This window comes from Desulfomonile tiedjei (genome assembly GCA_016212925.1).
In the GTDB taxonomy this organism is placed as follows: domain Bacteria; phylum Desulfobacterota; class Desulfomonilia; order Desulfomonilales; family Desulfomonilaceae; genus JACRDF01.
Map to the genome: position 1 here is coordinate 41,962 of JACRDF010000025.1, position 21,444 is coordinate 63,405.

Below are 21,444 nucleotides of genomic sequence, written 5' to 3' on the forward strand. Positions count from 1 at the left end.
TTCCTCCGGAATGACCTTATTACTCAATCCGAAGGTATTTTCGAGAGTCTCCGTAATAACTCATTGGTTGGGCGGACATGTTCTAAGCCATGAGAAGCCTAAGGATTTTCTGTGAAACAGCCCGCCTGCCCGATCCGCGCCTTCGTTCAGAGGCTTGACGAAATGCTTTTCATTGGGCATAACGGAAGGTGGTCTGCACCTGTGGGCTGTTTCAGGAGGCAGGGTCTTTAAGAAAAGGACGCGATCGAAGGATCTTGTTCCGGCACTGTGGTGACCCGCCGGAGAAGCAGCGACGGTTTTCAATAAAACGATGAACAGGGCCATTTGCTGATGGTGGATCTTTTCGAAAAGTGTTTTTCCTACAATCGTGACACAGAGGCTATGGCTATTTCTCTGGGAATCTACCCGTTCTTCAAAGCCATATCCGGATTAAACGGCACCCACGTCATCGTGGACGGGCGTGACACGATAATGGCAGGATCGAATAACTACTTGGGACTAACCACCCATCCTAAGGTGAAAGCGGCTGCGTTGAAGGCGCTTGAAGAATACGGGACCAGTTGTTCCGGATCCCGTTTCGCCAATGGTACACTCGATCTTCACGAAAAGCTGGAGGCTTCCCTGGCCCGCTTCATGGGAAAGGAGGCGGCACAGGTATTTTCCACCGGCTTCATTACCAATCAGGGAGCTATCGCCCCACTCGTCGGTCGCAGTGACACAGTCATAATCGATCGGCTCGTTCACGCGAGCATCGTCGATGGGGTCCGATTGGGCTTCGGCAAAGTCGGTAGATTCCGGCACAGTGACATTGAATCTCTTCGGAGAAACTTGGAAGCCTGTCCGGAAAATCATGGGAAACTGGTTATTGTTGACGGTGTTTACAGCATGGACGGGGATATCGCTCCACTCCCCGAGATTGTGGCAGTCACGAAGGAATTTGGGGCGCGGCTGATGGTGGACGACGCCCATGGGATAGGTGTCCTGGGAAGTAATGGCAGGGGAACGCTGGAACATTTCGGGGTGACGGACGAGGTGGATCTAGTGATGGGAACATTCAGCAAATCGTTCGCCTCCCTGGGGGGATTCATAGCCGGAGACGCACGCGTTATTCATTATATCAAACATCATTCCCGCGCCTTGATCTTTTCTGCCGCCATGCCGCCATCGGCAATCGCTGCGGTGCAGGCCGCGTTGGAGGTCATTGAGACGGAACCTGAAATTCGCGAACGCCTTTGGGAGAACACTCGTTTCTTTGCAGACAGCATAGCGTCTCTCGGCTTCGAAACAGGCCACACTCAGACGCCAATAATTCCCATAATCATAGGCGACGACATTCGAACCGCCTTTTTCTGGAAACGTCTTCTAGACTACGGCGTCTTCACGAACTGCGTGGTGGCTCCTGGAGTTCCCGAGGGGCAGCAAAGGATAAGAATGTGTTGCATGGCTACTCACACGCGTGACGAGCTGGAGAAGGTAGCTGAGGCTTGTGCGCGTGTCGGAAAGGAAATGGGCATAATCCATTGACGGAGTTCCGAACATGACCCTGAAAAAGCTAATCAACCGTGGACGGACAGGTCTTCTGCTTCGTGCGGCATCTCTGAGCATGATGCTTGTAGCAGCGCTCTGTTTATTCCCTTTTGTGTTGGATTCGACGGGAAACACCGTCGCCTTCGCCGCGGACCAGACGACTTCCAGCCCCGCCCGAGTCGGCCAACGTACCGATGAAGCTGTTGCCTCGCCGGTGGACTTGACCGCGGAACAGCGAATAGAAGAGATCGAAAAGACTCTTCAATCAATCAAGAACACTGACGGACCAAAAGATGACAGATCGTACGACATTAAGATGATGTCCAGAGAACTCATCCGTTATGTCCGGCTGGTGGTTGTGGCCCTTGTCGTAATCGCTGTGGTGTTCCCACTCACCATTTGGATAATGAGCAAGAAAAGGATCCTGGGTCTTTCCGGCCTCTCGCCGGAACTGGCTACCACTCTCTTGCTGGTCGAAGAGCGCCAGGCAAAGTTGGCGCATATTCTGAAAGAAATACAGGGAGAGATTGATTACCTGCACACGATGTCGGTTCCGGACCTGAAAAACCTGATCCAACAAGCCGAGAATTATTTGAAACAGAACGAAGCCGACCTGGAAAAGACCGGTCGCCGCGGGAGTAAGGCCGAAAAAGACCAGACCTGACATGCGTGAAAGAAGCGCGACCGGCGGGGCCAGTCTGGCCTCAAGGGCGGATGGAAACCGGGGTTCCGACTGAAACGCGCGAATACAGCTCATCTATTTCAAAGTTCCACATTGCTATACAGCCGTCCGTCCAATTATGCGGTTTGGGGTACAGCAGCGAGATCCATCTGCGCTGATTACCATTTGTCGGGTACCCGTGAATGCCCACCCATCCCCCGAGTTTTGAATCCCAGGGAGGGGCCTTTTCATCTCGAATGGTGTTGATCAAAGAATGCAATTCATCGAGTGATATCAGGCCGTTTTCAAAGGATGCCTGAGCATCTCCCGCGCTCGGATAACTGAGCCCCAGAAAACGATGAAAGCGGCTGGATTCGCTCTTGTAACAAATCACGTACTCGCCTTCGGGGGTTTTTTGGTCACCCATCACCCTCTTGGGACCCGATGGATTGATACCGAGGCAGACCCTGTACGATTTGACCGGGTTGCCGTTGATGTAGAGTTGAAGCAGCTGCTCTTCCTTAAGAATTACGATCTTAGCGCCGTTTGTTGTCCGTGAATTGGTCTCGGCCCACGCGGCCTGGAGAAAACAGAGAAAGAGAACCGGAAATAGCCAGGTTAAGGGCCGAAGAAACGAGGAGCCACTACCTGGCCGCTCTGGTGCGGGTCCCTTTGAGAGGGTGAAAAGCCTGATGTTCAATTTCATATGAGCCATGTCCATGACCGAAGCCATAACATAGCGTAATTTATAACAAATGTCAATTCCCATTGAACACGGGGAACCAATAACTCAATTACGGGCAGGGAAGGGGCCGGTTCTTCTTGCGGCACCTTACCTTCGACCATCACTTAGTCGCGTTGTCAAGTGTCCGGACCAGGACTCGGGCATTATCGGACAGCGCGCCCTTTCCCTCGTAGAGAACGTCCTGAACCGTGACGCCCTTGCCATGGTACGCCCAATTGGCCTGGAGGTCCGGTTCCAGGGACGCACCCGTCAAAGCAAGCCCCACAAACAGACCCTTGGCCCTGGAATAGGAGAGTATTCCGGCATCAAACCTAAGATTCGTCTCAGCCGAAGCGTCACGGCCAATCGGTCCCGCTGCGACGGACACATCCGCTCCGAGAGTGATCTTGTCTTCCAGCAGGTTTTCGAGGCCTTTGTCGCTCATGATAAGAAGAATCAGATCTACCGTCTGAACTCCTGCCTGAAATCCAAAACTGCCCCCGCGAATTGTGACGAACGCGGGCCGGCTCCATTCGGCAGTATTTTCATCTCGTCGCACGATCAAGCCGTTTCCCAAGGTTACTCCGACAACCACGCCCACCTTGAGGACACCCGGAAAAACTGCCAGGCCCCTGCAACGCTGTAGCAGATCCTTGGGTATCCCCCGATCGGGCATTTCCAAAACGTTTTGTATCACAGCGTTGCAGTCAAGGATTCTTCGGTCCAGCTCCTCCATCGATTGTCCGGAACACAAAATCGGCTGAAAAAGTATGGCTGCAAGACTCACACAAAAGGTTGGAACGATTCGCATCACCGTGCTCTTCCCGTAGTGTTTGCCGGAATGGATGGACCAAAGGTCAATGCTTGAAAGCCCTCTGGCCGGTGAACATCATAGCCACCTTCGGGTCAGCTTCGTTGCAGGCCTCTATAGATTCGAAATCCCGATCCGACCCTCCGGGCTGGACTATAGCGGAGACGCCTTCTCTGATGCCTACTTCCACGCCGTCTCGAAATGGGAAAAACGCGTCAGAGACCATGACGGAGCCTATCAAGCCTGCCTTATGTTCCCGCACCTCGTTATCCAGCTCTTGCGCAATCCGGGCATCCTGCATCAAGTTGAAGGGGACCTGGAAACGTTCAAAACAAAGCCGGTCTCTATACTTCACGTAAGCCTTAATCACTGCCAGCTCCGCCACTCCAACTCTGTCCTGTTCGCCGGTACCTATCCCAACGGTGCATCCGTCCTTGACGTAAATGACCGAATTAGATGTCACGCCCTGTTCAACCGCCCAACCGAAGACCATGTCCTCAAGCTCCCGCCTCGTAGGGGAACGTTCCACGATGTACTCACGGCCTTGATAGATTGCCTTGGCAGGCATGAGGTCTTCCGGCGATCGGATCGCATTGATCGGAGACTGTTGCACTACGATTCCGCCGTCCATGAGCGACTTGAACTCCACGAAGCGGACTGCAAGGTAATCCTCGAGGCGGTCCATGCGTGGAATCGCCAGAATACGGAGGTTCTTACGGCTCTTGAGGACCTCGACCGCCCCCGCTTCGTAATCCGGCGCTGCCACCACTTCCAGATAATTTTCCGCGATCGATTCCGCGCTAGCCTTATCAACCGGACGATTAAAGACCGCGGCTCCACCAAAAGCCGCAATACGGTCCGCCATGTTAGCTCGCCGATATGCTTCGGTGATGCTGTCACTAATTGCCACACCCGAAGGATTATTGTGTTTCATTATGGCACAGGCAGGGGACTTATGAATAAATTTAAGTATATTCAAGGCGTTGTCTACGTCGGTGAAATTGGTCTTGCTCGGATGCTTTCCGGACTGGATCATTTCGGCTTCCGTAAGCGAACTTACAAGCCCGCGGCCCGGTGAAATGAATTTGCATCCGCCCAGAGTGAGGTTGCCGTCCACGAGTTGGTACAGGGCCGCTTCTTGCCCGGGGTTCTCGCCGTACCGGAGGCCTTTTTCTACCAGATTTCCCGATTCATCAGGGATTTTCCAGGCTCTCTTTTTGTACACAAGTGTCTGCTCATCGAAACTGATTTTGATGGTGTCAGGGAAGTGATCATCCATGATGGTCTTGTATTTCTTCTTTATGTCTTCCATGTGCCCTTCCTATGGCCAGGTCAGCCCTACCCGCGTCCCGTCTGAAAACCCCTGTGATTGGCCACCATCTCTACAACCATCGCCAAAATTCGTGTCCGATTTGCCCGTCATTATCCTGTCATTCCAGCGAAGGCCTTCGGTTGCTGTAAGCGCCTCAGTCTATTCTCTACAAGTGGTTGCAAGACCTCTCTGGCTGGTATTGTTACAGTAGGGGCGCTTCGAGAAGCGCCCTGATCTCGGGCGGTTCCCGAACCGCACCGTACAAAGCCCTGAAACCGCTTCATGTGTTATCGAGGTTTTGCAACCAGTTCTAGTGAAACGGCCATTCTGTTGGCAACGGGTATAAACATTACCACAGGTCTTATTCCAAGGGGAAGTTCCTTTGTAGCGCTTGTCGGGTTCAGAGCCGGGACCATTCCATGATCGTGTCACCTATGATAGGCTACAGGAAAACTCGTTGGAGCGAATTTCGTGAAGAAGCCTCGATCGTTGATACCCTTTGTGGCCATATTTGTTGCAGGGTTTCTGGCGGGGGTGGTTTTCTCTGCGTGGAAACTCGAATCCTTCGGCGATCGCACAGTGTCCCCAGTGTCTGATCGTGGCCCCCAACAGAGCGGCCAGAGTGATTTGCAGGCCAGAATTGAAGCCATAGAGCGGATGCTGGCGGTCAACCCGAAGCAAGTTGATGCGCTCATTCAACTGGGAAACGACTATTTTGACCTGGGGAATCATGACAAGGCCATCGTGGCCTATCAGAAGGCCCTGCTGATAAACCCCATGAATGCCGATGTACTAACAGACCTGGGGATCAGCTATCGCCGCAGCGGCAAGGCCCAGCACGCGGCCAAAGCCTTCCGAAAGGCGCACGAAGTAGACCCTAACCACACAGTGAGCCTGTTCAACCTGGGCATAGTCCTGAGAGACGATCTTAAAGATCCGGCTGAAGCCCTCAAGGCCTGGGAGGAATTCCTGAAACAAGCCCCGGATTCACCCCATGCAGTCATGGTCCGACCTTGGGTCAAACAACTCCAGGAAAAACTCGGCCAAGCAAGCGAAACAACCGGCAGCGGCAGCAAACAGTAGAAGTGGTTGCAAAGCCTCGGAAGTATTTGAAGGCATGCAGGAGGAACCTTTTTGCAAAAAGTTTCCCCCTGCACCCCCTTCAAAAACTCCCCATTCCTGCAAACACTTTTAGCTGCCTGTCGGTCTTCCGTGCAACCGAATGGGAGATCGCTGGCCCGTCATGCCAATGCGGTAACTGCAAGGTAAGACGAATCTGCGATTCTCGTTCTCAGGCCGAGACTGGGAAGCAGACAGCCTGGCCTCAGAGCTATCTGCGGACCTAAGGCAATAATCCATTCTGTGAAAAAGTTTCCCCCGGCGTCCTTCAAAAAACTCCATATCCTGCCCGCTGGGCAGCCTCCGCCGATGGCGGAAGGCACCCAGCGGACAGGATATGGAAGTTTTTGGAGAGGGGTCTGGGGAGGCCCTTTTTACAAAAAGGGCCTCCCCAGATATTTTCCTACGGTTCGGCGAGTTTGTGCAGGAGGAAGTCGGTCAAGGCGGCCAGTCCGTGGGTCGGCATGTAGTTGCTGGCGGACACGTCGTACAGGATCTTACTGTACGCGGGAAACTCGTCATCGCCCTCCCAATGGATCAAGGCCACGGGTAATCTAGGAAAGAACTTGAAGATATAGCCGTAGTCACCTAACTCTATTGGTTTACCACCCCACTGTAGCACTTTGGCAATGCGCTGATCCTCGCCCCGAGCGAAAAACTGTCCCAGGATCTCGGTGGTGGTTTTCAGGAAATGCGCGCCCATCACAGCGCCGTAGCGCAGGGAACGACAGTCGATCCACTGGCCCATGACTCTCACTGCGGTACCTTGGTTTTCTGCGGCTGCAATGAAGTGCTGCAAGACCAGCACCTTCATTGCCAAGGTATCCACTTCAGGGTGGCCTGCTCGGATGCGGTACGGGAGCAGATCCAGAACGAACCAACTGTGCAGAAAGGAGACCATTACCCGTGGAGTCCCGTCTCCCTTGTAGATAGCGTCGGTCATTTCGACAATGGTGAGTGGGTCTATTCTCTTAACGCGCTCCAGAAGTTCCTTGTGGTGTTTTTCCAGTTCTTCCAGGTTCTTGCCTTGTCTTTCGCGTTCCACCCACATTGTGTATTCATCGGGAGGCAGATCGGTCATTCCCATCACCAGTCCATCACAGGGATATTCATTGAAAAATGGCGGTTCATCGGAGGGCCTATCTTCGCGCCGTGTTTGTCGCGATTTCAATGCCTCTCACTATGCCCTACCAACTCTGGCGCGTGCAGCGTTCCGTGAGCGCGATCCAGTCTGCACCAATAAAAAAGCCCTCTGTTCAGAGGGCTTCATTCAATCTATTGCCAAGCGTACATTGATTAAAGGAGGGTCCCCACGCGTTTAGCTGCGGGGCCCAGGATTACTCTTAAGGTCACGGGCCGAACTCATCCCACGTTTTGTCGTGTCAAATACGGCTTCCCGCGTAAATTGAATTGATTGCCCGCGGACCCAATGCTTATGCGCTCCGAAGCCTACATAGGCAGACTAAAGTCAAGCCGCAAGCTCCCGCCGACGGTCCAGTTTTGCCGGTCCAGAAACAAATTGGTGGAAGCCGTCGGTGGAATGATACCGGCGAGCGCTCCTTCAAAATCGGTGGTGCTCTGGCTGTGAATCGCTGTGTATCGTCCAAACGCTCCGATTTGCCCTGTACCGAAGACAGCGCGAGAGTACTCCAGAAAAGCTTCGAAGAAATAACCGTTCTTGTACGTGCCTGTGCCTTCGATTCTGCTGAAAATCGCCGGGTTCGCAAATGCCAGATTTGTTTCCCCATATCTGGCAGTCCCGAACAAGGCAGGGAATCCAATGACACGAGCGGTCAAGTTGGCACACGAGTATTGAATGCCAAAGAATGGGATGAAGTTCTCGAAAGTAAAGTCCGCTTCCGGAGTGTCACTCTGGTTGAGGCTAACAATATTGAATGGGTCTTTAAAACTGGCCGTGTTGTAGTCGTACCGGAAACCGCCCACAACAGATCCCATTCCTACATCAACATTCAAAGCCGCTTCAAGCCAGTACCATCTGTTCTTAGTTTCCCAAGTCTTTCGCACAAATCCGGAGGAAGTAACTTGCTCTTCTCCATTTCGGTTTGAAGGGATGAGGTACCAACCGCTAACCAGGACACCGATCCTCTCGGTAAATTGCAGTTGATCCGCAAGGCCAAGCCACAGTCCCCGATTGGGATGTCGCCAGTTGCGGGGGTCGGAAGTGCCACCCAGCGGCAAGTCGGCAGCCGACTCACCGAAACGGTTTCCAATCCGATCGTCCCCCCATCCAACATAGAATTTTAATGACGAAAAGGCCGTCTTTTCCTGCCCACAGCCTAAACGTTCGCCAAGTAATCCTGAAAATGAAGGAAATCCGGGCAGGCCCATTCCAAATGTGCCCTGCGCAGACACTAGAGTAGGAGCCAGCCCCAAAACCAAAATTCCAACAAAAAGAACAGCGACACGTCTTATAGCCATATCCTCATCCTCCTAAAAAGAAGAAAACAACACCCTCTCTCACTTCAGAGAGCGAATAACCCCCACTTGCACCAAAATTTTCGTATGCTAAACTTCTAGGATAATAGCTTCTTTTTGTCAAGCAATAATAAGTCCCAGGCTGGCTTTTGTTGCATGGTGAACCATTATTAAGGCCTTTGTGTAACACTATAATGTAATTAATTAACAAATTGCTATAATATATGGAAATATCATAGTATTCTTTACAGGCAGTCAGAATAGGCGTGCGCCCGTCCCCCTGGCAGCTCTGGTGGGATGGCTCCGCTCGGAACGCTTCTGACTGCGAAATGGGTTTTCGTTGTCGCCTTGCCGGAGTTTCGCACAATGTTACATAGTAAAAACTGGATGTTATGTACAAATGCCAATGTCGATAGATAGTAATACATAATGATAAATCAAAGTTGACAGCGCATCATGTTTATGTTATTGTATATTTAAAGCAAGCAATAAGATGAAGGGTGACCCTGAAATCGGTCCTGTCCCAAGAGACCCAAATAGGTGTCACCCGCGACCAAAGAGGAACCGGCTCGTCGATTTCGGCCCTTGGAGTGGCTGAAGCGAGGCTTACGCGTAGCGCCGGTAATCTCACTTAAACGTTTTAGTGATCTGCCGGATGCTTCCGGCTGTTTTTCAGAGGAATGGGTATGGTTCGACGCCTGGCGGTGTGGGTCGCCATTTGTGTCATGTCGTGTCTAGGGGTAGCTGAAAGATCCGAATCATATATTCGCGGCTTGCAGCTTCCCTTAGCTCCAAACTGGGCCCCGGACGATGCCGGAAGAGCATACGGACATTATTGCTCTCTCGGCATAAAAAAGTATCTTAACAGTTTCACTTCCTATCAGTTTCCCAACCCTTTTGCCACACAGCAAGACCCTCTAAGCAGGTTGGAATTTCCCATTGATCAATGGTTCATGGGAATTGAAACCAGCTACACCAGCCGGTGGTGGTCGCTCCAGTTTCAGGGATGGATGAATGTGAGCCGTGATGGATCATTGAAGATGCAGGACAGCGATTGGGACGATGAAGCCGCTCCTGATCAAAAAACGATTTTCAGTGAATCCAAATGCCGATTGAATCGCGGTTTGCTTTTCGACGTCAGGTTATCGGCGGCCACACCTTTGGAGCAGTTGATCAACCTTCGCCCGGTATTCGGTTATCGAAACGAGTATTTCTTCTTTACCACCCATGATGGGTTCCAGGCGGTCCTTGGGGGCGGGGTCGCAGATCTTCACGGAGATGGAATTGAATTTGCGCAATCTTTTTCCCATTATTACGTAGGATGTATGTTGAACACGCATCTTAACGGGTCGGGCGGCGCGGTATCACTCCCGGAGATTGATCTGCTCTTTCAGGCGGATTATGCTTTCATCACCGCTCGAAATGAGGACCTACACCTTCTGCGGAGCGGTGAGCGTATCACGCGTGAGAGAACAAGCGGGCATTGTTGGCACATTTCCCTGCGAGCTACCTGCATGGTGAAGCAAACCGTCTGGGTCGGCCTGGACGGAGATTTCAAGAGACTGTTGACCAACGGCTCACATCAATTGACCAATAGCTTGTTCAACATTGATTTTTCCTTCGGGGGATCAAAAGTGTGGTCCGATCAGGCCACAATTTCCGCGTTCGCAGAGGTGAAATTTTAGCCGGATTGGCGGCCGCCCCTGCTGAAACTGTCTCAGAATTCCAAGTAACCCTCGGACTCCAACCTTGAAGCCATCTAACCTCACAATTTAGCGGTACAGGCTCGTGCGTTTGCGCCAAGAAGGCATTGTTACCGGCGAGACGCCGGCGCTACAGGAATAATACCAATGCGCTTTCGTCCTAGCGAGAGGGATGCGGTTCGCTCACTCACCGCATCCTACTCGTACCTAGCGACACATCAAAAATTCAAACACTGTAAAATATGTGCCATGCAATCAAGAATTTTGGAGTTGGCGCATGTCATCCAACTAACGACATGATTCCTGTCAACAGCGTGGTCGTACCGAGGAATAGGATGGTTTTGTCAGGGCAGGGCGGCCGTGCGAGCGCTAACTGGAAGAGATGTTTGGCAGTTGTCGGACCATTCTAAAAATAAATGGCAACATCCACGGTGAACAGGTTCCACTCCATATCGATTTCCCACTTTTGATCCGGGAACAAAAGAACTGGAAACTGCGTGCGCGGTTCAGCGGAAAACTTGAGGTGTTCCCTTTCCAGGGCCAATTTGGCGGCAACGTCGAAACGGTATATTTGCGGCCTGAAGACCAATGCCGCACCATAGGCGGTGAATTTCGATCCCCCCAAGGGGGCTTTGTACCAGGCTTCCAGGTGCAATGGATAGCCAAGGATTTCCGGGGGAATATAGCGCAAGTACGCTCCGATTGTCGAAGGTTTGCGCCCAACTATCTGTAAGGTCTCAGTGCTGTTGTCCGGATTAAAAATCGGTCCTTGAAAACTCGGGTCGTACAGGTAGAAGTCCACACACGCGCCCGCCGAGAGCCACGGGAACTGCACTACGTCCACGTCACCACCGAGGGTCAACCCGGTGAAGTCAACTCTCCCGAGATTCACGTGTTTTGCTCTCGTCTCGAAATTGGTGTAAGCGGCTCGAAAACCAAAACGCCAAAGACGAAGGTTCGTCAACACCTCAAGGCGGAGCGGAGCCTCGTCCAGCAGGGACCTCCTGAGGCTTATTTCTCCTATACTGGAGCCTGTGAGTTTGGCCCCCCTGACGTCACCGACGCCCATTCCCGCGGAAACTTCACTGCGGAATGTGCTCCCGATGCCGCATGCAGGGATTATCGGCCCGATGAAACGCTCCAAGCCCGCAATTGGCAGGTAAGACCCTAACGCGGCCGCGTGAGACTGGGCGCTGCAAGGAGCCACCCCCACTGCACATATCAGCACTAAAGTGAGAAGACTCTTTACTAGAGCCTTCACCATGGCGTTGCGGTCGATTAATTTCATGCAGCCCTTCATGGAATACCAAATAAATTCCAGCGTTCGTATTTAATCACAATTTCCGGGGCCTCGTCAAGCTCTTTAAGCTTCCTGATGTAATCGCTCAGTTGTCCGGGGGCAAGTGAACGCCGCAATGCCGACCGGTCAAAGACAATCCCACCAGTCCTACCATGGGCGTGATCGTCACCCCGGCGAAAGCCGGGGTCCAGTGTTTTTCTGGAATCCGGCTTTCGTCGGAATGACGGTGAGAGCTTCCGCAAAAAGCGCAGGCGGCTTAGGTCAACCGCTGTGCGTGCTCACCCCGCGTGACGGAATGATTTTTCCCGACCTCGTTTGAATCCGGCACAAGCCTATCACAGCTAACCTTTCTCTGCCGCAAGTATTGGTGTAAACTTCGTCAACCCGGGGCGTCATAGCCCGGCATATTTTGCAGGCTTTCGGGCCGGTCGGGATACATTTTATCCATATTCAAGCAGGGGTCGCACCTTGGCGGTTGGTCCTCGCATAATCAATCGGTACGTGTTCCGTGAGATCACGGTATCTTTTTTATTTTGCCTGGCGATCTTTTTAATGGCCGGTCTTATTGCCGGTTTCTTGCCTGTTCTTCAAAAGGTCATTGGGCGCGACATGGGATTGACCGTGATTATGTTTCAGGTATTGATTAACGTCTTGCCGGGAACTTTGGTCACTGTGCTGCCGCTGTCAATGACCATCGGCATCTTGCTGGGCTTGGGAAGGCTCGCCGCGGATAATGAAATTGCAGCCATCAAGTCATCGGGGATTTCGGTAATCCGGCTGTTGCCGCCTGTTCTTACACTAGGAACCATCGGTTTGGCTCTAAGCCTGTTTTGTACGCTGGTTCTTATTCCCAAAGGAATTTCCGAAGGCCGCCGATTGATGCACGAAGCCCTTACGAAGAGAGTCGATGCCGGGATAGAAGAGCGGACCTTCTTCGACAAGCTCAAGAATTTGATCCTCTTTGTGGAGGAGATCGATCCCGCCACGGGGATCATGAGTCGAGTGTTTATACAGGAGTCTTCACAACCGAACGAGGTGACAACAATATTGGCTCACGAGGGGAAGGCCGCTCCTGATCCTGAAGGAAAGGCTTTTGTGCTGCACCTCCGCAACGGCACCATGTTGACGGAGGATCGGCACGGTGATTCCACGGGCAGCCTCGCGTTTGAAACCTATACATTCCGATATCCTCTGGACCAGGCGGACACAGGGACCCAAATGTCGCTCGAGGAAATGTCGGTGCGGGAAATCGTGAAACACGTAGAGCGTGTCACGCAGGTGAAGCCAACCGACACTCCGGAGGTGCTGGCATTTTACCAGCGCGTTCGCACCTTCGCGAGGATGCTGATCGTCCAGAGATTCACCTATCCTCTGGCATGTCTAGCTCTAGCCGTGGTCGCATTCCCGCTGGGCGTGCTAAACATGGGACGGAGTCGGCTGAACAATGTCTCGGTGGGGTTGGTGGTCGTCTTCGCGTACTACGCGTTCACGCTGGCCACGGAACGATTGGCTCGGTCGGGCCTGGCCGCTCCGGAATTGGTGATCCCGCTGCCTCCGCTGGTTTTCATTTTCGCGGGCGCATATTTTATGCATTGCGTGGCGCAGGAACGCGTCCCGGGAATCATTCGCCTGGCTCAACGGCTAATACTGCGAATCCGGAGAGATTCGCCATAGCCTTGGTTGCAGAATACCGTTTTGCCGCGGAGATCGCGTAGGTGCAGGGTCACAGCCTGGGCAGAGACTCCACGCCCTGCCCATACTCCGCACCGGCGCTACTTCTTCTCCACAATCTCCTTCAATGCCAGCAAAGCAAGATAGTAGGAGTCGGCTCCGAACCCCGCGATCTGTCCCGCACAGACACCGGCCGTCAAAGATCGGCGGCGGAATTGTTCCCGAGCGTGGATATTGGTTAAATGAACTTCAACGGCAGGTAGGCCGGTTGCCGCAATAGCATCTCGCAGCGCCACACTTGTATGCGTTAGGGCCGCGGGATTTATGATAATGCCGTCAGCCCACTTTACCGCCTCATGAAGGGCGTCTATGAGGGCGCCTTCGTGGTTGGATTGGAGGCATTGTATTTCCATCCCCAGACCGCTTGCCTTCTTAATCAGCCGCTTGTTTATATCATCGAGAGTGGCTTTGCCGTAGACTTCAGGTTCTCTCTTGCCGAGCGCGTTGAGATTCGGGCCGTGCAATATCAGGATTTTCATATTCGAGTCCTCTCGTGGTCAAAGACCCCATCAGAAGGGTTCGGGAAAGGGCTATCCTTTGAGACTCTCCAAGATCCCTTTCAATTGTTCAGGTTCGACTTTCCAACCAGGTTCGACTTTTCCGATGTCTCTTATCAGCACGAAACGGACGCGTCCTGCAACCACTTTCTTGTCGGAAGCCATAACTTGAACAACTTCTTCCGGAGAGGCATTGTGTCGAACAGGCAAGCCCACTTTAATCAGTAGCGCTTCGAGTCTATCGGCCAACTCGCCGCCGCACAATCCCATTTGTTCCGAAATGCGCGCGACGGCAAGCAAACCCACGGCTACAGCGTCCCCGTGACCCAAAGTGTATCGGCTACATTTTTCCAGCGCGTGGCCGACAGTGTGCCCGAGGTTCAGGACTTCGCGGAGCCCTCCTTCAAACGGATCGGCTTCTACCACACTAATCTTCACTCCCACGCCCCGTGCAATCATATCCGAGTCCAGAAGTATGGCGCTCCCGGAGGCTTCCAGCAATTCAAACAGGTCCGGGTCCCCGATAACACCGTGCTTGATCACCTCTGCCATGCCCATGCGTATTTCGGAATCTGGAAGCGTCTTGAGCGTCTCAACGTCGGAGATCACTATCAATGGTTGCTTGAACGCGCCGACCAGGTTCTTACCCTGCGGCAGGTCAATGCCGGTTTTGCCTCCCACGCTGGAATCTACCATGGCCAAAAGAGTTGTGGGGCATTGAATGAGCGTGACCCCGCGCATATAGGTCGCGGCGGCATATCCCGCCAGATCACCCGTAACGCCTCCACCCAGTGCGACCACGGCCCCTCGCCTATCCAATCTATTGTCGAGGAAGCAGTTGTACAGGGCTTCCAGTTGTATAGGGTTCTTGCTCTGTTCCCCGGCAGGGATGGTGCACGCAAACGGCTGGAAGCCGGCCCCCTCAAGGCTGGTCATCACGGACCCCAGGTGAAGTCGCGCGACGTTCTCATCGGCCACCACCGCAACTCTGGCGGTGAGGCCCCGGTCACTGATCATGTCGCCCAGAAAATCCAGTGCCCCGGGCCCGATGGCTAATGTATAGCCCCCACCTTCGGCAAGGCTTACGGGAACGAACCTTATTTCGTCGGTCCCTCGGGCCATGACTCGCAGTATGCGCGTCGAGACGGTATCCGCATTCAGTCCCGTGGCGTCAATTTGAAAGGGGAGAGACGCGTAAACGGGCTCCCTTTCCTGCATGAGCCGCGAAACCTGCTCCACGGGATCTCTTTCAATCAGGGGACGCTTCGTACTGGAACCAACCCTCTGGAGGATTTCAGGGGCCGGGCAGCTCAGACGAAAAACGACCCCCGATGAGTACAGAAGGCGGCGATTCTCGGGGTCAAGCAGCATCCCACCGCCGGTAGCGACAACGGTATTTCTCAATAGGGCTATTTCACGGCAGATCATTCTCTCCGACAACCTGAAATGTTCTTCGCCGCGGGTCTTGAAGATCTGCGAAACATTTTGTCCTTCTCGTTCTTCAATTGTCGCGTCTGTGTCGAGGAATTCCCACCCGAGCGTCTGGGCCAAGCGTCGGCCTATCGTGGTCTTTCCTGTGCCCATGAAGCCGGCGAGAATTATGTTTCCGTTGTAGTTTGTCATAAGGGATCTCAGTGCAGTTGCTTTCATGGCCGGTATTCCCGAGTTCTCTACTTTTTGGGTCACGCCCATGAGCTGAGGAGCTTGCCTTCTTGTTGATCTGGGTGCCACTGCCGGCTTGTCCAGCAGTGTTCCTATAGCATGTGTCAAAAACAGTGTCCGATCACGAAATTCGCCTCTTGAAAATTGGTAGGTGCCGGCCTCCGTGCCGGCACATTTTTCGGATACAAATCAACTCGTTCGGGCCGGCAGGGACGCCGGCCCTACGGGTACACTTAGAGCGCGAGCTGTGCAAAAGGTCAAAATTTATGGCAACTGCTATAAGCATGCACTGCTGGACAAGCCAGCAGTGGCACCCAATTCTCAGGCTAAGCTTGCAAGAGGGTTTCCTCCCTATACGCCACGTCTGAGAGACCGAGGGTATTATTTGCTATCGGGTGTTTTGTATCCGAATCTCCACGAAGTGCTGTCCATGGGGAGGTCTCCCACTGTGCTGCGCCTGAGATTCTTGTATCGCGCGGCCATTTCATCCAGGCTGTCGCCGCCAAGCTTTTCCATCAGGGCGTCCGCCAGCACAAAAGAGACCATAGCCTCGGCCACAATACAGGCCCTTGGGACCGCACAGATGTCGCTACGTTCATAAACGGTCCTGGCCGGCTGGCCTGTGGCAAGGTCAACCGACCCCAGTCCCTTCATAGTAGTGCTTATGGGCTTCATTGCGGCTCTAACAATCAGAGGCTGCCCGGTGGTAATTCCTCCTTCGAGCCCTCCAGCTCGATTTGAAGCGCGACTGAGGGTTCCTTGACTATCGCACAATATCTCATCGTGGACATCGGTGCCCGCGCTGGCCGCGTCGCCGAAAGCGTTTCCAAATTGGACTCCTTTGATGGCAGGAATAGAACCCACAGCCGCCATGAGCCTGGTAGTCAGTCTCCGATCCCAGTGTATGTGGCTCCCCAGGCCGGGAGGAAGGTTCAAGGCTACGCAGTCGAGAACACCGCCGAGGGTGTCTCCCGCGGCTCGCGCTCCGGCTATTTCTTCGAGCATTTTCCTGCCGGCTTCCTCATCCGGACAGCGCACTGGGCTTGCTTCCGCACGTGAAAGAAGCGTAGCAAAATCGGAGTCTGCCGGCACAACAGCCTGAACAGACCCAATGGAAAGAACGTACGACCCTATGACAATCTCGAAATTCTGGAGGAGCATTCGGCAAACCGCACCCATGGCAACCCGAGCCGCGGTCTCTCTCGCTGAAGCTCTTTCCAGGCCGAGCCGCAGGTCACGGTATCCATACTTCAGGGCCGCGGTAAGGTCAGCGTGCCCTGGACGAGGAATCGTCATGGGTGCAATATCTCGCTCAACCCAGGCCGCGAAGTCCTTGTTAGAGATTACCATGGAAATTGGCGCGCCTGTGGTGCAGCCTGCCATAACCCCGCCCGTAATGCGGACGCGGTCTTGCTCTATCGCCATGCGACCGCCCGAGCCTTCACCTTTCTGGCGGCGCGCGAGTTGAAAGTCTATGTCGTCGGTGGTCAAAGGAATGCCCGCAGGAAGACCTTCCAAGATAACTGTAAGCTCCGGCCCGTGGGATTCACCCGCAGTGAGAAACCGCAACATTCTCATCACCATAGGAGATTGCTTTTCGCATGACATCAATCGGTGCAGATCTGCCCGTCCAGATGCTGAACGACAGAGCCGCCTGATGGACAAGCATACTCAATCCGTTTGCACATTTCATCCCGCGGCTGGATGCCTGCTCCATAAGGCGTGTTCTAGAAGGGTTGTAAACTGTGTCGTAAACGAAGGAGCACTGAGGCAGGGGGACTTCATCGGGCCACGGGGAGAATTCCCCGCGGGGGCTCATGCCCACGGGGGTGGCGTTTACCAGCAAATCGCAACGAATACTCATGCCGCGCAGTGCCTGGTTGTGGGCCCATGTAATCGAGGCACGTGGAAAGGCCCTTCGAACCTGTTTGGCTACATCGTCGCCGGCCGCCCTGTTTCTGGACGACATCAGGATCCGCGCACTGCAAGAAGCCAAGGCGTAAGCAATGGCCCGAGCGGCCCCGCCCGATCCCAAAATGAGAGCATTACAGCCCGCAGGATCGAAGTTCAATTCCTCCAGTGCGGCCAGAAAGCCCGACCAATCAGTATTCTCTCCCGAGAGCTTTCCGTCCTTGAGAGTAACAGTGTTAACCGCGCCTATCCGTGTGACCTCCGGCGAAACCTTGTCCAACAAAGGGATCACGTTCTCTTTATGTGGAATCGTTACATTTATTCCACGAAACGCTTTCGATTCGAGGCCCAACACGATGTCCCGCAATCTTTCCGGTCTCACGCGGATAGGCACGTAACGCCAGTTCATACCCAAAGAGTCGAACGCCGCGTTGTGCATGGCCGGACTGAGACTGTGGGCCACCGGGTACCCGATGACACCGGCTCGTATGGTATCCTTGGCTACCATTCTACACTCGCCCCCATCTGCCTGAGAACATGCGGGAAATTCGGGAAGGATTCACGCATGACCTCCCATCCGTGTATCAAGGTTTCCCCGCGTGCTACCAATCCGGCCACAGTGAGGCTCATTGCCAGTCTGTGATCCCCTCGGGCGTTTACCACGGCCCCCTGGAGGCGCGCGGATCCGGGTACGACAAAGCCGTCGGTCAAGGTCTGAATGCCGGCGCCCATTTTGTTAAGCTCTTCCGCTAAGGCCTGAATCCTGTCGCTCTCCTTCAGCTTCAACTCCTGGGCGTCGCTCACCACGGTGGCCCCGGATGCCTGAGTTGCCGCCACCGCAAGTATGGGAAACTCATCAATCATCCTGGTGACCACAGGTCCCTTAATCTCAACACCATGGAGTTTGCTGGCCCGGACATCCACGGTTCCAACGGGCTCACCGGTTGAATCCGACTCGACCACCATGTCCAAATCTGCTTCCATGGACTGAAGGACCTCGAACAGCCCTGCACGCCCAGGGTTCAGGCAAAGATTCGGAATCTGCACGGAGGAGCCTGGTACCAGCAGGCCTGCCACTGTCAGGAAGGCCGCGGACGACGGATCGGATGCAAGAGTAAGATCCATCGCGGGCAATCGCGGAATCCCTCCGGACATCGTGACGACGTGGCGTCCCTGGCCATCCTCTGATTGGGTAACTCCTATGCCCAGGTTCCGCAACATTCGTTCCGTGTGGTCTCGGCTGACATGAGGCTCGACCACGGTCGTCGGGCCCTCGCAAAAAAGCCCGGCAAGAAGCAAAGCTGATTTCACCTGCGCGCTGGCGACGCTTAAGACATGCTCAGAGGACTTCAGGACCGAAGGCAGAAAGGTCAGAGGTGCGTTGCCGTTTTTCGTCTCAATGCGTGCGCCTTTTTCTCGAAGCGGCTCGATCACTCTATCCATCGGGCGCAATCGGAGCCGGTCATTTCCATCAAGCGTGGATTGAAAAGGCTGACCCGCAAGCACACCGGCCAGAAGACGCATGGTGGTCGCCGACCCTCTGCAGTTCAGCTCTTTGGCCGGGCGAGCGAATCCTCGCAGGCCGCAACCGTGCACAGAGACCTCAGCGGTTTCAAAATCGCCGACCGACCGATCTGTTTCAATCTTTATTTTGACTCCAAGGCCTTCGAGACAGTCTATCATTGCCTCTGTGACCCCGGCTACCAGACAGTTGCCTATTCTAGAGACCCCGTCGGACAGCGAAGAAAGGATGAGTGCTCGATGAGAGAGCGATTTGTCGCCGGGAAGCCATACTTTGCCGGTCAGCGCTCCGGCAGGCTGGATTCGCAGAACCGAGACATCATGCATGGGAGACCTTCCCCGCACCGACGCCATCGTGATCTTTGAACAGTTGGAGCCTTCTGTCCCGTGCATCGGAGCACAGATCGCGCAAGATCTTTTCGTCTCCACTCACCAGTGATTGCCTTACCACTTCCAGATGCCGCAAAGCCTTCTCCACCGAACGGGTTATGTTGGCCCGGTTGGCTGCCATAATATCCATCATCATTGAGAGGTCGCCCGCTGCGACGCGCGAAGTGTCTCGAAACCCGCTTGATGCCAGATTCCATATGGACGGCTGGTCTTTGGAGGTTTCCTCGGCCACTGAGACTAACGTAGTGGCAAGAAGATATGGAAGATGACTTATGCACGCCACCACTTCATCGTGCTCCGGCGCGTTCATTTTCACGGAACGCGCGCCCACAACGCTTACCAATTCATTGATCAGTTTCATGGCTCCAGTATTGCTGTTTTTCAGGGGGACCAGTACCCATACTTTGCCTGCAAACAGGTCCGGATCTGCCTCAGCAAGTCCCGAGCTTTCCTTTCCGCACATGGGATGCCCTCCCACGGCAAAAATGCCGTCGGGCAGGTCTTCCATGACACTTGCTACCCCCTTCTTAACACTGCCAAGATCCGTGACTACCGCTCCCGGTTTCAGGAACCCCTTGAGTGAGCCGATCTGCTTTTCGATAGTCCTCACGGGGGTCGCGAAGACCACAATATGTGCATCGGCCAGTATCTGCTGCGGATCTGTCCCGGCGATATGAGCGGCTCCGGACGCAACGGCCTGGCGGGCGGCCATGGGACGGCGTACCAACGCGCGAACTTCTCTACAGGCTCTGTGTTTGACCAGGGCTTTGCCTAAGCTGCCTCCCATCAGCCCCATGCCAACGATCGCGATGCTAGTTTTTGACAGTGTCAACTCAAGTCCTTTCATCAAGACCCCCCGCGTCATTAGTTACAATACGATAATTCCTGGGACTGCTCGCTCGCTGCGTGTTCAGGCCTCTTCAGAATTACATCGTTCTCCCAACCGCCTCGGCGACGGGTTTCAATTCGCTCATCAAGGACTCGAATTCGTCCGGTGTAAGGCTCTGCGCTCCATCAGACAAAGCGTTTTCCGGGTTGGGATGAACCTCAACGATCAAACCGTCGGCTCCCGCGGCGACGGCCGCGCGACTGACCGCGGCTACATATTCGCGTTTACCGGTTCCGTGACTCGGATCTACCACAACAGGAAGGTGGCTGAGCGATTTCAGGACGGGAATGGCATTAATGTCAAGGGTATTCCGGGTGTAAGTCTCAAAAGTGCGTATTCCACGTTCGCAGAGAATGACGCGGGGGTTGTTGTGGCTCAGGATGTACTCCGCTGCGTTGAGAAATTCCTCAATCGTGCTGGACATGCCTCGTTTGAGGAGGACCGGCTTGTGAGCCTCACCGACGGCGTGCAGTAGGGCAAAGTTCTGCATGTTTCTCGCTCCAACCTGCAGGACGTCCGCGTATTGTGCTACGAGAGGCACCTGCTCCGGAGTGGTGACCTCAGTCACGACTGCCAATCCGGCCATGTCCCGGGCCACTGCCAACAACTTCAATCCCTCTTCGCCAAGCCCCTGGAAGCTGTACGGCGAAGTCCTTGGTTTGAAAGCACCTCCTCGGAGGGCCACAGCTCCCGCTTTCTTGACCGCCAGCGCGGACTGAATGATCTGCTCCTTGCTCTCCACTGCGCAAGGACCGGCCATGACGATGATCTTCTTGCCCCCGATATGGGAACCGTCGATCGAGAATACCGTGTCCTCCTTCTTGAAATCCCGACTGGCAAGTTTGAAGGGACCGAGAAGAGGGACCACCCTTTCCACACCGCCGAGCGACTCGAACGCGGTGGACTCCACCCCGCTGTTGTCGCCTACCACCCCCACGATGGTACGGATTTTCCCTCTGGATACATGGGCCGTTAGCCCCAGGTCTTCTATTTTTGCCAAGACCCGGGATACCTGAGCTTCCTTCGCTTCCTTTTTCATGACGACTACCATCTTTTTTCCTCCAAAAAAAAAGATGCGGAGCGCTTGCTCCGCATCTTCTTTTTTATGGGGTTATTACCGGACAGTCGGAGCGCGCGTCAGCCGCCTAGGGAGGTAAAATAATACCACCCAAAAAACTGAGAAAATGCGCTAAACTGCCAGGAATTGATCATAGGTACAAAAACCTCAACGTTAAAGTATTGGATACCCC

General features: G+C 54.0%; 18 protein-coding genes. 5 read left to right on the forward strand and 13 right to left on the reverse strand.

The genetic code is table 11. The annotated features are described in order from the left end of the window. The first annotated feature begins 330 nt into the window (after positions 1-330). A complete protein-coding gene (locus tag HY913_10750; protein ID MBI4963742.1) occupies positions 331-1,524 on the forward strand; it encodes an aminotransferase class I/II-fold pyridoxal phosphate-dependent enzyme in 1,194 nt (397 codons plus the stop codon). 13 nt (positions 1,525-1,537) lie between these two features. After that, positions 1,538-2,191 carry a hypothetical protein gene (locus HY913_10755; protein MBI4963743.1) on the forward strand — a complete coding sequence of 218 codons (654 nt, stop codon included), beginning with the start codon at positions 1,538-1,540 and terminating at the stop codon, positions 2,189-2,191. A 40-nt stretch (positions 2,192-2,231) separates the two neighbouring features. On the opposite strand, the gene HY913_10760 is transcribed toward HY913_10755, so the two are convergent. From HY913_10760 to HY913_10770, 3 genes are all read right to left on the reverse strand, one after another. Continuing rightward, the gene (locus HY913_10760; GenBank protein ID MBI4963744.1) at positions 2,232-2,894 is read right to left on the reverse strand and encodes a L,D-transpeptidase family protein; all 663 of its coding nucleotides are present in this window, start codon (positions 2,892-2,894) and stop codon (positions 2,232-2,234) included. A 139-nt stretch (positions 2,895-3,033) separates the two neighbouring features. Beyond that, positions 3,034-3,723: a lipid-binding SYLF domain-containing protein gene (locus HY913_10765; GenBank protein ID MBI4963745.1), complete on the reverse strand. Its 690-nt coding sequence runs from the start codon at positions 3,721-3,723 to the stop codon at positions 3,034-3,036. A 46-nt stretch (positions 3,724-3,769) separates the two neighbouring features. Next, positions 3,770-5,035 (reverse strand): IMP cyclohydrolase, encoded by a 1,266-nt coding sequence (locus HY913_10770; GenBank protein ID MBI4963746.1) that lies wholly within the window; start codon positions 5,033-5,035, stop codon positions 3,770-3,772. Between the two features lie 471 nt (positions 5,036-5,506). Between HY913_10770 and HY913_10775 the strand changes: the two genes are divergently transcribed. Further along, positions 5,507-6,118, forward strand: coding sequence for a tetratricopeptide repeat protein (locus HY913_10775; GenBank protein MBI4963747.1), 612 nt, complete (start codon positions 5,507-5,509; stop codon positions 6,116-6,118). Positions 6,119-6,557: 439 nt separating this feature from the next. Here the strand turns inward: HY913_10775 and HY913_10780 are convergent, their stop codons facing one another. Together HY913_10780 and HY913_10785 are read right to left on the reverse strand one after the other, a co-directional pair. After that, complete coding sequence (locus tag HY913_10780) at positions 6,558-7,235, reverse strand: DUF3786 domain-containing protein (GenBank protein ID MBI4963748.1); 678 nt, start codon at positions 7,233-7,235, stop codon at positions 6,558-6,560. 368 nt (positions 7,236-7,603) lie between these two features. Beyond that, positions 7,604-8,593 (reverse strand): hypothetical protein, encoded by a 990-nt coding sequence (locus HY913_10785; GenBank protein MBI4963749.1) that lies wholly within the window; start codon positions 8,591-8,593, stop codon positions 7,604-7,606. Between the two features lie 683 nt (positions 8,594-9,276). Here HY913_10785 and HY913_10790 point away from each other — a divergent pair. Further along, positions 9,277-10,275, forward strand: a complete 999-nt coding sequence (locus tag HY913_10790; protein MBI4963750.1) for an omptin family outer membrane protease — start codon at positions 9,277-9,279, stop codon at positions 10,273-10,275. A 424-nt stretch (positions 10,276-10,699) separates the two neighbouring features. Here the strand turns inward: HY913_10790 and HY913_10795 are convergent, their stop codons facing one another. Continuing rightward, complete coding sequence (locus tag HY913_10795) at positions 10,700-11,581, reverse strand: hypothetical protein (protein MBI4963751.1); 882 nt, start codon at positions 11,579-11,581, stop codon at positions 10,700-10,702. A gap of 480 nt (positions 11,582-12,061) precedes the next feature. Between HY913_10795 and HY913_10800 the strand changes: the two genes are divergently transcribed. Further along, entirely contained in the window at positions 12,062-13,267 is a 1,206-nt protein-coding gene (locus tag HY913_10800; GenBank protein ID MBI4963752.1) for an LptF/LptG family permease, read from the forward strand. A 98-nt stretch (positions 13,268-13,365) separates the two neighbouring features. Here HY913_10800 and aroQ read toward each other — a convergent pair whose 3' ends face one another. The 7 genes from aroQ to aroF form a co-directional block, all read right to left on the reverse strand. After that, positions 13,366-13,803, reverse strand: coding sequence for a type II 3-dehydroquinate dehydratase (aroQ, locus tag HY913_10805; GenBank protein MBI4963753.1), 438 nt, complete (start codon positions 13,801-13,803; stop codon positions 13,366-13,368). 51 nt (positions 13,804-13,854) lie between these two features. Beyond that, on the reverse strand, positions 13,855-15,471 hold the full coding sequence (gene aroB, locus HY913_10810) for a 3-dehydroquinate synthase (GenBank protein MBI4963754.1): 1,617 nt from the start codon (positions 15,469-15,471) through the stop codon (positions 13,855-13,857). Positions 15,472-15,864: 393 nt separating this feature from the next. Next, positions 15,865-17,052, reverse strand: a complete 1,188-nt coding sequence (aroC, locus tag HY913_10815; protein ID MBI4963755.1) for a chorismate synthase — start codon at positions 17,050-17,052, stop codon at positions 15,865-15,867. After that, a complete protein-coding gene (locus HY913_10820; protein MBI4963756.1) occupies positions 17,030-17,902 on the reverse strand; it encodes a shikimate dehydrogenase in 873 nt (290 codons plus the stop codon). The genes aroC and HY913_10820 overlap by 23 nt, the downstream gene beginning before the upstream one ends. Further along, on the reverse strand, positions 17,896-19,242 hold the full coding sequence (gene aroA, locus HY913_10825; protein ID MBI4963757.1) for a 3-phosphoshikimate 1-carboxyvinyltransferase: 1,347 nt from the start codon (positions 19,240-19,242) through the stop codon (positions 17,896-17,898). The genes HY913_10820 and aroA overlap by 7 nt, the downstream gene beginning before the upstream one ends. Then, the gene (locus tag HY913_10830; GenBank protein MBI4963758.1) at positions 19,235-20,152 is read right to left on the reverse strand and encodes a prephenate dehydrogenase/arogenate dehydrogenase family protein; all 918 of its coding nucleotides are present in this window, start codon (positions 20,150-20,152) and stop codon (positions 19,235-19,237) included. Before HY913_10830 ends, aroA begins: the two co-directional genes overlap by 8 nt. Before the next feature lie 79 nt (positions 20,153-20,231). After that, positions 20,232-21,245, reverse strand: coding sequence for a 3-deoxy-7-phosphoheptulonate synthase (aroF, locus tag HY913_10835; protein ID MBI4963759.1), 1,014 nt, complete (start codon positions 21,243-21,245; stop codon positions 20,232-20,234). Positions 21,246-21,444 lie beyond the last annotated feature (199 nt).